We start from the raw sequence: 13,036 nt of genomic DNA, 5'->3' as shown, positions 1-13,036 counted from the left end.
ACCACCTGGCCATTTAAAAATATTTAAACAAATGATTTACAAGCAATAACAAATCATCTTTTATCTTTAAATTCTTAAAAAAGCAACATCCATAATACATGAAAAACTAATCTTCAGGTACAAAACTTAGCGATGTCATCTTCGTAGGATCCAAAATATCTCTCGATATTTCCAGTAATTCTACAGCTGTGATTGTTTTTATCTTTTCAATGATAACATCCAATTCTATGATACGATTATAATCCATCACATTTTTTGCAGCCGCAATAATCATACTCATTCTATTCTCTTCAGATAGTGCGATTTGACCGATAAATTTACGTTTGGCTTTTTGGAGCTGTCCAGATGTCATCTCTCTGTCGCATAATTTATTGAGTTCTTTAAAAACTAATTTTTTAGCCTTTTCTATTTTCTCTTCATCCGTTCCAAGATATATACTGAATAGGCCTGAGTCAGAAAACATCGTATAGTTCGATTCAATAGTATAGGCGATACCATGTTTTTCACGAATAGAAAGATTCAATATCGAACTCATTCCCATTCCCCCTAACATATTATTAAGCAGTAATAAGCCTGTCTTACGATCATCACGGAAACTATAGGCATGAGCCCCCAACATATAATGTACCTGATTGATTGGTTTTGGAGACTCCACATGACTGACTAAGACAGGAACCACGTCATTTCGCTCTCTTTGAATTTTATTCTCAGCAACTGGCGCAAATATTTTATTAGCCAATCGCTCCACCTGTTTTAGCGTATAATCTCCCGTAATCGAGATTACGATCTCGTTTGTGTCGTAATTGGATTGAATAAAATCATGAATATCATTTTTCGTAAGGGCTAACAATTGCTCTTCAAGTCCTAGTATATTGTGTCCCAAACCCGATTTCTCGAATAAAAGATCCTCAAAATCATCTACGATCGATTCTTCAGGACTATCCAAGTAAGAAGCCATTTCATCTACAATAACTGACTTCTCTTTCTCTAATTCCTCCTCTGGAAAAGTCGAATGAAAAAATATATCTTCAAACAAGTCTAATGCTTTATCCAAATAGGGCGTCAAAAAAGAAGCATGAACACAAGTATATTCTTTAGTTGTATAAGCATTTAGATCTCCACCAACAGCTTCCAAGTGATTCAAAATTTGGTTTGTACTTCTGCGTTCCGTTCTTTTAAAAAGGAGATGCTCAATGAAGTGTGCAACACCAAATTTACCTTCTTTTTCATCTCTTGAACCGGCATTGATCAACATGCAGGCATGTGTAATCGGTAAATTTTGTGGTTGAAAAACCACACGAATACCATTGGATAAGCGTATTATTTCGTATTCCATATATTAATTTGGAGATTCTATTTTAATTATTTTTAATGCTGTATCGCATTATATTTCTAGGATGAAAATCAAACCCTTGACTTTCATACAATTTTTGTGCAGGAATATTATGTGGCTCGACCTCCAACAAGACCAATTTACAGCTTTGGTTTTGAACATATTCTTTCACAAATTCAACAGCCTTTCTTCCTACGCCTTTACCTCTTGCATCAGCATTGAGATATAACTCGTCCAACAAAGCTACCCTTCCCTTAAACTCAAAGCTAAAGAAATAAACAACAATAATATAACCAAGCACTAAATCATTTTCTTTGATTAACCAAGACTGACCTAATCGTTCATCATCAAGAAAAGTTTTAAAATTTTCCTGGCTTACCTGAGCATCAATATCATATCCATCAATGGCATAGAAATCTTGCATCATGGCGACAATAGTATCAATGTTTTCAAAAGTTAATTTTTCAAATGTGAGCATAGTGCATTCGTTTAGAGGCAAAAATAACTAAATAAAAACAGTCGCATTCTATAACAATCGAAAAATGACGTACATGGGATATAGAATCAAATAAAAAAAATGGTCCTGACATTGCTATCAGAACCATTTAATCCACTAGTTTTTCGGTAGATAGGTGGTAAGATTACATGCGAGGCGGACGCATTCCACCAGGGCCACCGCCATCTCCTGTTGGGGAGCCTAATGCAAATTTTTGAAATTTATAGGTAAATAGTAGCATAAAATACCGTCCCAAACGATTGGTACGACTATCGATAACCATCGACTCGCTTACCGTTCTAGAAATATTAGTTTGCTCATTTAACAGATCAAATGCTTGTAAGCGTAAAGTTCCACGTTGCCCTTTTAAAAATTTTTGTTCAACATAAGTATTGATAATAAATGGATTGGCATTAATTCCATCACCATAACCCTGATTAAACTGTTTCGATAGATCGGCTCCAAAAATGGTGGTAGGAGTGATATTAACGGATCCGATTAAAGTAGGTGTCCAAGATGAAATATTTGTCGTTCTATTGGTTAAAGAATTTTTAGTATGATTATACTGATATCTCACTCCAGGATTAAGTTCGAAATTTTCGGAAGGGTTATATCTGAACATTAAACCTTGATTGAATACAATATTATTAGATATATTTTTCAAGCCGATATTATCCAAACTATCCGTTGAAGAATATCCTATCCTTTTATTGTAAGAAACACCTCCCATCAACATGATATTATAAGTCTTTTCTTTCAAAGATTTACCATAATGATAAAAAGAACTAATGCCAAAAGGATGATCATTTGTTTCATTTAAATAACGTGTTTCGGATATTAAAGTCGTATCAACACCGCCCGTATTATTATTTTGTAAGCGACCTAAATACGATTTATTAAGGCTCACGATTTTATTATTGGCCAAATTTGCATTTAAAAAAGCAAAGAAGTTATTTCCCTTCTGAAAATCATTTTTGCGAAATCTAATATTCAATTGATGATTAAATTCCGGACTTAAGTCTGCGTTTCCCATCACAATACTCGTACGATTAGTACTCATATCAAATGGCAATATTTGGGTAACAGATGGTTCTGTTGTTGAACCGCTATAATTTAAGGAAATATTTGATTGACGTGAAAATTTGTATTCAAATCTCGCGATAGGCATCCAATTCAAATTGTTACGATGAATGGGTACCGAAAGATCAGAACTCAATGCATTCCCACGCAATTGGGAAGGTTGTGCAGCAGCACCAATTGAATAAGTTACCTTGTCACCATTATATAAGTAATTAGCTCCTACCTTATGTGTGGTGAAAGAATAATCATAATTATAATCAAAGTTTAACTTCGGATCATTAACAATTGGGTTTTCATCACGATCAAATCCCTGTTGCAAATTTGAATTATCATATTTATTTTTATTAAAATCATATGTAAATTCCAACCTTCCTTTCTCAGATAAAGGTTCCGTGTAATTTAATGAGCCACCAGCATTCCAACTTTTATTACTTGCTTCCTGAATTGTTTTCTCGTAAATTGAATTTAAAGAGGCATCGGCATTATTTGGATCTTCCAATAAACGCTGTAATATTGCATTTTGATCTTTATCAGTTTTAGCATTATTATAGTTCATGTTCAAGAAGATATTTCGACCACGATCATTTAGCTTCCTATTATACAAACCACTAATGCCATATCTTGGGGCAGTTGATTGAGTGAAAATATTTTGATCTTGTGAATTATTAAATTCCCCATTTCTAAAAGTAATGGAATTCGTCAAAGAACTTGCATCTCCCTCGTCAAATCCAAATTGAGGAGAGATCTTGATATAATCTTTATCAGAAGGTTTCCATTCTAGATTCGCTTCAAAACGATGACTTCCACCGATCGTATTAGCATTCGATTTTATACTATCATCTTGAATTATTCCTCTTAGGGTATTTTCTTGGAACTGTTCGGACAAAGTGACATTATTGCTATGACTATAACTATAGCTACCGTATACAGTTAGTTTATCTGAAAAATCTTTTCTCGCATTCACTCCAATTGATCCCAATTTTGTCAGACCATCAGATCCACCAAACATACCTCCACCACGACGTCCTCCGCCACCTTGCTGACGACGAGCGCCACCACCAGTGGTGCTAAAATCAAATAATGGCGCGTTTGTGTTATTTAGATTACCCAAGACGGAAATCTGCTCCCCTTCCCTCATGCCCATCCACATACCCGTAGCTTGATAGCGATCTTCCGTACCATATCCAGCACGTAATGTTGCCATTTGACCTTTATTATATTTGGGATCAATTTGAATATTCAGCACTTTTTCCGAATCACCATTTTTATTACCTGTTATATTCGCCATATCACCATAATCATCGACAATTTGCATTTTTTCAATGATATTTGCAGGTAAGTTTTGAGTAGCTGTTTTCACATCTCCTCCAAAAAAATCTTTGCCATTAATACGAACACGTTTTACAGACTCCCCTTGCGCAGTCACATTGCCATCTTTATCCACCTCGACTCCTTGCAATTTCTTTAAAGCATCTTCAGCAACAGAGCCATCACGCAACTTTAAGTCTTTCATGGTATACTCTAAAGTATCCCCTTTGACGACAACAGTGGGGACACCATCAATAACAACTTCTTGTAACAACTCTGAAGACTGTTGTAAAGTGAAACTTGGAATGATATATTTAGTTTCTCCCGAAGGAAATGTAAACTCTTGCTCAAACCGTTGAAATCCCAAATTTGAAACCGATATTTTAAATTTATCTGCTTTTACATTAGTAAAAATAAATATTCCTGCGATCGAAGAACTTGTAATCAGCGAGTCCTGATCGGAAATCAATTTTACTGAAGCGCCAGCGACAACACGGATCTTGTCATCTTTCAACATACCCTGCACAGTCTTCGTTTGCGCATGAACTCCCCAGCTCAATAACATACTCCAAAATAATAGGAAAGTAACCCTCATCATATTCATTTTTTTTGTGATCATCATATATACTTTAATGGCAAAAGCCAATTATTTAAATCATAAAACACGTTTTCAAATTTCTTTGATAAAAGACTTTCATTTTTTCTTTTCCAATTAACTTTTAAAACGAGCTATTCCTCAAAATAATTTATATAAATTGTTTTGAGGAAGTATGTATTAAAATAATTATACAAATGACGAGAATAGTATTGTTAATAAATGTAAATCCCGAATTTTAACACAATAGTTACAATAAAATCTATTTAATCCTAAATCAAAATAAATTCAATTAAACAATTGATAACAAGCAAAATAGACCTCAACAAACAATTCCATTATTTAATAGCAAAACAGTTCTTCATTTTTCTGCATCATCCGCAGAAAATCAAACAACAATGATTTCCCTACAATAAAATTCTATATTCGAAATACTGTCCATCAAAAAATATCATACTATCGCTATTTGATAATATATTGTATTTTTGTTTCTTAAAAATACAAAAGATGCTATTATCGTACTTTCAAGATCAACTTATAGAAGCTGGTTGTGATGAAGCAGGAAGAGGTTGTCTAGCAGGGCCCGTTTTTGCTGCAGCCGTTATTTTCCCTAAAGACTATCATCATGAGCTGTTAAATGATTCTAAGCAACTCAGTGCAAAAAAAAGAATGCAATTGCGCAGCATTATTGAACAAGAAGCAATTGCATATGCAGTAGCAAGTGTGTCTGCTGAAGAAATTGATCGAATTAATATTCACAATGCATCCTATGTCGCGATGCATCGCGCATTGGATCAATTAAAATTAAAAGCCGAGTACATCTTAGTTGATGGCAATAAGTTCATCCCTTATCAGGAAATTCCTCATAATTGTATTGTCAAAGGCGACGGAAAATATTTATCTATTGCAGCAGCATCCATATTAGCCAAAACCTATCGTGACGATTATATGGATCATATTGCACAGGATTATCCAGAATATGATTGGTTAAACAATAAGGGTTATCCTACAGTCAAACACAGAACCGCCGTATTATTAAGAGGAATAACACCGCATCATAGAAAAACCTTTAGAATAACGGATCCGCAGCTCAAGCTATTCTAAAGGTTTGACACAAAATATATCGAAGGCAATAACCAATTAGGTTATTGCTTTTTTCGTTTTATCGTTTTTTACAGAATAATAAACTGCGGCAACTAAACCTAAGCCTAAGATTATTGACGCAATTAAAGTCAACATACCTCCAAGCTTATGTGATTCAGGATCAAAAATAAATTCTACTTTATGATTTCCACCTGGTAGTTGTAAAGCTCTCAAAATATAATCGGCACGTATAATTGGAATTTCTTTACCATCAACAAAAGCTTTCCAGCCTTTTTCATAATATACTTCCGAGAATACAGCAAATGCTTCAGTAGGAGTAGAATACTCATACACCATTTTATCGGGATGATAAGATGTCAACTTGATTGATGCATTTACAGGGACGCCCAAGCGTTGACCATTGAATTTATCCTTAAACTCTTCATTAACAAAAGCTTCTTTTGAAGGATTAAAGCTACTGATTGCTTGCATTTCCTGAGCATTATCCTTAACGAAGGTTACCTGATCTACAAACCATGCATTGCCAGCGGCCGAGCTCCTACGTTGAATACGTTGGCCTTTTTGTTCATCACCAGTAATGACATAACGAACATTAAACATATCCAATACATCTTCATTGACTGCTCCATTAAATTGATTTTCTAAAATCTCCTGAAAACGCATCAATTTTGCCGCATGATACCCTCCTAAAGATTTATGATAATAAGACGCTCGCGCATCTGAAAATGGATTGGTTGTTAGGTCAATCACCCGATAGCTCAAATCTTTATCCATACGGATCAATTGATCTACTTCTCGTTCTTGAAATGCTTGGCTTGTAACCAAACGTTTCTCCATAAAAGATTTATCGTTTAAAAAACGCTTATCGACACTCCATAGATCAAAGAGAAAAATAACAGCTAATCCAATGATTAATATATTTGCAGAAAGCTTCTTTTTAATAAAAAACCAAACGGCTAAAAAAGTGATCAGAACTATTGCAAAAGAACGGTATGCATCCGTAGTAGCAACTGTTGAGCGATCCTTTATTAAACTGTTTACCCATTGGTTTGCAGCATTTTGATCACCCACTTGCTGTGTCAAACTCTCGACCAATTGCGCATGGTCTTTATTTTTAAAACTCAAAAATAAATCAGGGACAAAGGCGATCAGTAAACAAACCCCGCCGACACCGATAAAAGTATATAATACTTTCTTATCCAATTTTTCAATTTTATCTGCCTTAGTAATTAGCTCATTCAACGTTAACACGGCCATTAGCGGAATCAAGATAGCTGCAATAACCAAAATCGATTCCACTGCCCTGAACTTATTGTACATGGGGAAGTAGTCAAAGAATAAGTCTGAAATTAAAGTAAAGTTCTTTCCAAACGATAGCAATAAAATCAATATTGTTGTTGTCAAAATCCACCACTTTAATCTATTATTGACAATGACTAAACCCAAAATAAATAAAAACAATACTCCTGCACCAAAATACCAAGGACCAGATGTAAAAGGTTTGTCTCCCCAATATACAGGCATTCGGCTCGCAATCTCGGCAGCTTGGACGTTGCTCATTCCCTGTGCTCCAAAAGTAGACATCAAAAATTTAGCGACATTTGATTTCTCATCCAAAACGCCACTAGATCCGCCACCATAGGCATTAGGAATTAAAAATGTCAATGTCTCTCCTACACCTTGGCTCCATTCGTAAGCATATTGTTTATCTAATCCCTTTTCTTTCGAAGCATCTACTTTCGTAATATTGGCATGACCACGCGTACTTAATTTACTATATTCATAGGTTGGAATTAAAATAGAAGCATTCACCATAACCGCAACGATCACTGCGGCCAACTGTAAACCTGAAGCTATAAAAAACTCTTTGACTTTTTTATCACGAATCGCATATATTAAAGCAAAAATGACATACACCATTAATGCAATAAGCATGTAATAGGTCATTTGTAAGTGATTGACACGAATCTCCAGAGCCATAAATAAGGCTAATAATACGGGTCCCCATAATCGACTTCCTCTAAAACACATGATAACAGCTCCAATAACCGGAGGAATAAAAGCGATAGCATAAGCTTTAGTAACGTGTCCCGCTTCGATATAAATAAAATTATAAGAAGTGAATGCAATAGCAATAGCACCCAATGCTGCTAGCCAAGGGCGAATACGTAAGACACTCAATAGGAAATAACCTCCCAAAAGATAAAACAGAACGATATCTATAGGTTGAGGAAAAACGGTTTTAACAGCCGCTAGAATATAAGTTCCTATATTATTCTCACTTGCAGACCAAATCTGATAGGTCGGCATACCTCCAAACATCGAATTTGTCCACAAAGGTGCTTTGCCATCCTGTGCTTTATAGTCGAACATTTCTTTCTGTGCACCTTGAGCTTGCACGACATCACTTTGCGCCAAGGTCTGTCCCTGCCACACTGGAGTAAAATAAAAGAATACAAGCGCTACAAAAATCGCGATAACGATCAGATGTGCTGAATTTTCTTTAAACCAATTTTTCATCTATATTATTAGGTTATTAAAACTTACGAAAACCAAAAATATACATTTGATTTTACAATTTATATTATTTTATAAACCCAGCACTTATTTCACCTATTCACCTTTTTGAATAAGCTTATTAATATTGGACAATTCGCCAAAAAGAACCAATATATCGCCTTCTTCTAGCAACGTTTCTGAAGTTGCAATACCAGAGGCCTCTTTCACTTCTTTCTTTTTCACATCATCTTTGGTCTCCGTTATCTTTAACGTTGTCATAACGATAACCTTAAAAAGATTAGTAAGGTTAGCCTCACGAAGGGTCATTCCAATATATTTTGCAGGAACCTTAGTTTCAATAATACTATATTTATCCGATACCTTAAACGAATCCACGATATCAATATTATCCAAGCGCATAGCCAGTCTTTCTGCAGCTTCCTCTTCTGGCATAATATACTCACCTATTTCCATCGCCTCAAGTACAGTTCTCTGCAGATCCGATACAATACGTCCAATAATCCGTTTTACTTTTAGTTGCTTCATTAAAGCAACAGTTAATAAGGATGCTCCTTCATCCTCACCTATTGCCACAATCACCGCATGGCAATCTTTCAATGGCAAAGAAGAAACCGCTTCTCGATCCGTTGTGTCTAAGCAGACCGTATGTGTCACTTTATCCTTCAATTGTTCTACAATAATTAGACTCTTATCCGCTCCAATCACTTCATGTCCCAATTCTGTCAAATGTACGGCAAGTGACCGGCCAAAATGCCCAAGTCCTAAAACTATATATTTCATATAAATCTGATTAATAGAGTATCTTTTCTTCAGGGAAAGTATAGTTTCTTCGTGTTATATTCTTAATAAAAGCAACCAATAAAGTCAACGTTCCCACCCGTCCAACAAACATGGTCACCATCACAATAAATTTTCCCGCAACACTCAAAGATGGCGTAATTCCCAAACTAAGCCCACAAGTCGTATATGCCGATACCGATTCAAACAATAATGCTTTAAAACTCTTATCCGGATCCGAAAATACCAGGAGCATAAAGCTAATACCTATCGTAAATAAAGACAACAAAATAATGGCAAAAGCCTTGTGAACCGATTCACTCGCTATACGTCTTTTAAAAAGCTCAATATGTTCCTTCCCTCTAGCTAGGGCTATGATATTCATAATGGAAACGGCAATAGTCGTTACTTTGACACCTCCACCTGTAGAACCTGGTGACGCTCCAACCCACATCAGCAGAATGATCAGTAAAACTGTAGGCATAGATATAAATGATAAATCGACACTGTTATACCCAGCTGAACGAGAAGCATTCGCCATAAAAAATGAGGTTATCCATTCCCCAACTTGTCCCTGTTCCAAAGAAAGTGTTTTATTTTCTTCTAAAAAAAAGAAGAATACCGTCGCAACGACAATAATAATAGCATTACACAGTAGGACTAACTTAGAATTGAAACTAAAATTCCAGGCCTTATGCTTATAATTTCTCTTTGTAATGAGTCGATGGTACCAGTACACGGTAGAATCCTTAACATAAGAATATATATTCAATACAATTCCAAAGCCCAATCCTCCAAGTATAAATAAAACCGATAAAGCTAACTGAAAATTATAATTGAATTTGTAGCCATCATTTGTTATTCCGTTGGTTAATATGGAAAATCCAGCATTACAAAAAGAAGATATCGAATGAAAGATAGCAAAAAACACTTGATTTCCAAGAGAAGGAAAAAGAGCTGCGTCTAATGTGCTAAAAATTAATAGTGCACCAAGAAGTTCAAATAATAACGTTATAAAAATAATGGTTAAAAGTGTTTTGACAACAGAGCCCACTTTATTTTCACCAAGGATTTCTCCAAACATCAATTGATTCTTAAAAGAAAATCCTCCTGAAAAAAAATAACCGAAAAATCCCGTAAATGTCATGATTCCTAATCCACCAATCTGTATTAAAACGAGAATAATAGTTTGTCCGAAAAGAGAAAAGTTGGTCGAAATATCTGTTACCGATAATCCCGTAATACATACCGCACTAGTGGCCATGAATAAGGCATCAATAAAACTTAAAGGAGCTTGCAATGTTGTTCTGGGCAGCATTAACAATACGGTACCAATTAATATCAGTGCAAAGAAACTGATAACAAATAAAATCGTAGGGTTAAAATAAAAATTATCAAAAAATAAAGTGCTTTTGGACAATTCCGTGATAAATATAAGATATATGCCCAAATAAATCCACTGATCTTTTCCAAATAAATCTACAGCAGGGATACTTGCAAATCGCGCTATGATGATCACAGTGAAATAAGTCAATATCACCAAACCCGAATAATGCTCTACTGCAATTTTTTTTAAAGCAAAAATAGAAGAAGCGGTACGAAGTCCCGTCATAATAAACAAGGCGTAGAACATCGCATGGATAATATGATCCAATAGAGTCGCTAACTCAGGATCTCTCACATATCCCACATTAAAAATAACAGCAAAGGCACAAATCATGCTGACATAAAACATGATTTGATCCACAACGCCGTTTTTATATTTAAAGACGAACTTTAAAAAACTCAATATTGACCCCATCTGTCACAAACATACTCATAACTTAGGAAAAATAGAAGACAGCCAACTACAGGGACATTTCACGTGAAACTCATTTGTAATCCAGTTAGATTTTCTTACTATTTCTCTTTTTGATCTTCTTTATCTTCTTTGTCCTTATCTTTTTTGAAAATCTTGGAAACAAAACTTTTTGTTTTACCGACAACAGTATTTGCCTTTTCAATCGTGTGCTGTGCTCGGTCTGCAGAACGCATTAATTTCGCTTCTCTTTGCTTGCTCAATCCAACACATTGTTTGATCCCATCTAATAGACTTTGCCACAAAGTCTTGAAAAATGTATGATCAGGATGTCTTTGCCAGTTTACTTTTCCAATAATGTATTCCCCAGAAAGATTAGGGTTACTTCCATTTACTAGAAGCTCATTAACCAATAAAGAAACCAGACCTTTTCTTTTATGTGTTCCATCTTCTTTCTTTTCTAAAATAGCAACTTTCAGATCATCATAATCAAAGTTAAATTTTCCCCAATTTCTGTGATCATTTGCCTCCATATCAAAAGCTATTTTTTTTATATTACCAGAAGTAATTTCAACATTCAGTAGCGGTCGTAAAATTTGGTTAAAAGCAGGAGCTTGCATAGAACCTACAGTTCCTTTATAAGTATGAAAACCTGCCTTAGATGTCATATCAAATCCAAACAAAACATGTAAACGCCCACTATTCATCACTTTTGTAATAACATCAACGCGCATCCATTTATTTTTGGCTAAATTCACAGCATCATTTGTCATATTAGTAATGGTTGCATAGCTGTTATCAAATGTGATCTTTCCGACTTGATTGTATTTGTCACTAAGTTCTGAATAACTAATATCTGCATTTTGAACTAATACCGTATCTATTGCCAGATGAGTCTTCATATGCAATAGAGCTTGATGAGGAGATCTTCCAATTTTATTTAATGGAGTAGATTTATAATGCTTATCAGAGTAAATATCCAGTCGACCATTTTTTAATTGCGCTTTTGCGGCATATACTTTCTTATTACGGATCAAATCATTAAAATCGAAAGATTCAAAACGCACGGTATCAAACTTCATGACAACATAACTTCCCCCCTTTCCTTTTGCTTTATAAAAGGCTGCTTTATTCAAAAGTGGTTGATAGGCGACCTTAGTCAATAAAATATTACGTTTTTTAGTATTGATCTTTAACTTTTCAAAGTCTATTTTATAAAAGCCATCTGAAGTTTTATAAGTAAAACCAGGAACCTCTATGTCAACCATTTTCGTGTGGTAAAATCGACTCGCATCCAAGATTGATGTGGAGTCTACTAAAACATCTTGGATCTTGATATTGACTTTTTTTAGCTCAAAATCTTGATAGATATTTTTTTGGAGTTGAGAATATTTAAAATTCACCCCATTTAATGCTATTCCAGATATTTGAATTCTTTTTAATGTATTTTTAATTTTATCATATAAAGGTTTTTTCACCTCGGTAGATGCCGTATCATTGTACGAGTGATATTCATTTATCATATGAATAATAGGCGTATCCAATACAACATTCTTGAGATAAAGTTCCTTATTCATGAGCATATCTTTAATCGAGAAATTCCGAAATTTCAATTTACTCACTTCGATTTGGAAGCGATTATCCGGCGCCTTTTTAATTTCTTCTAGTTGTCGATAAACATTACTATCTGACCGAAGAACAAGATTACTAACCGTAACATTCCCTAAAGCCAGATTAATATCCAAATCATCATAATCGACAGTATACAAGCTGTCGGTAGAAGCGATGACAAGTTCTTTAAATTTTTGGTCAAGGAGAGGTTTCCAATGTACACTAAAATACCAAACGATACCGCCAAGCATAATTAACAGCGTCACCACGATGCCGATAACCCATTTCCAAACTGTCTTCATTAAACTATTCTCCTTATTTAGTGTAAATTATTTGGTTATTTTAAACTTAAACAAAACAACTTATTGATACTTTTGTTTGATTTGCAATAAAATCATATTCACAACGATTCAT

8 protein-coding genes are annotated in these 13,036 nt (G+C 34.7%); 1 reads left to right on the top strand and 7 read right to left on the bottom strand.

Going from position 1 to position 13,036, the window contains the following annotated elements; translation table 11 throughout:
* Nucleotides 1-106: 106 nt before the first annotated feature.
* The 3 genes from C8N37_RS04615 to C8N37_RS04605 all read right to left on the bottom strand — a co-directional run bounded on the left by C8N37_RS04615 (nt 107) and on the right by C8N37_RS04605 (nt 4,839).
* Nucleotides 107-1,336: a M16 family metallopeptidase gene (locus tag C8N37_RS04615; RefSeq protein WP_108157817.1), complete on the bottom strand. Its 1,230-nt coding sequence runs from the start codon at nt 1,334-1,336 to the stop codon at nt 107-109.
* Between the two features lie 22 nt (nt 1,337-1,358).
* Nucleotides 1,359-1,811, bottom strand: a complete 453-nt coding sequence (locus tag C8N37_RS04610) for a GNAT family N-acetyltransferase (protein ID WP_108157816.1) — start codon at nt 1,809-1,811, stop codon at nt 1,359-1,361.
* Between the two features lie 163 nt (nt 1,812-1,974).
* On the bottom strand, nt 1,975-4,839 hold the full coding sequence (locus C8N37_RS04605) for an outer membrane beta-barrel protein (RefSeq protein WP_244914342.1): 2,865 nt from the start codon (nt 4,837-4,839) through the stop codon (nt 1,975-1,977).
* Between the two features lie 480 nt (nt 4,840-5,319).
* Here C8N37_RS04605 and C8N37_RS04600 point away from each other — a divergent pair, with 480 nt between their 5' ends.
* A complete protein-coding gene (locus tag C8N37_RS04600; RefSeq protein WP_108157815.1) occupies nt 5,320-5,916 on the top strand; it encodes a ribonuclease HII in 597 nt (198 codons plus the stop codon).
* Nucleotides 5,917-5,952: 36 nt separating this feature from the next.
* On the opposite strand, the gene C8N37_RS04595 is transcribed toward C8N37_RS04600, so the two are convergent.
* From C8N37_RS04595 to C8N37_RS04580, 4 genes are all read right to left on the bottom strand, one after another.
* Complete coding sequence (locus C8N37_RS04595; protein ID WP_108157814.1) at nt 5,953-8,436, bottom strand: YfhO family protein; 2,484 nt, start codon at nt 8,434-8,436, stop codon at nt 5,953-5,955.
* A 93-nt stretch (nt 8,437-8,529) separates the two neighbouring features.
* Nucleotides 8,530-9,216 (bottom strand): potassium channel family protein, encoded by a 687-nt coding sequence (locus C8N37_RS04590; RefSeq protein ID WP_108157813.1) that lies wholly within the window; start codon nt 9,214-9,216, stop codon nt 8,530-8,532.
* A gap of 10 nt (nt 9,217-9,226) precedes the next feature.
* Nucleotides 9,227-10,960 (bottom strand): TrkH family potassium uptake protein, encoded by a 1,734-nt coding sequence (locus C8N37_RS04585; RefSeq protein WP_244914341.1) that lies wholly within the window; start codon nt 10,958-10,960, stop codon nt 9,227-9,229.
* A gap of 152 nt (nt 10,961-11,112) precedes the next feature.
* The gene (locus C8N37_RS04580) at nt 11,113-12,924 is read right to left on the bottom strand and encodes a hypothetical protein (protein WP_108157812.1); all 1,812 of its coding nucleotides are present in this window, start codon (nt 12,922-12,924) and stop codon (nt 11,113-11,115) included.
* Nucleotides 12,925-13,036 lie beyond the last annotated feature (112 nt).

It is taken from the genome of Sphingobacterium faecium, from assembly GCF_003054045.1.
In the GTDB taxonomy this organism is placed as follows: Bacteria; Bacteroidota; Bacteroidia; order Sphingobacteriales; family Sphingobacteriaceae; genus Sphingobacterium; species Sphingobacterium faecium.
This window is presented reverse-complemented; position numbering and strand designations above follow the sequence as displayed.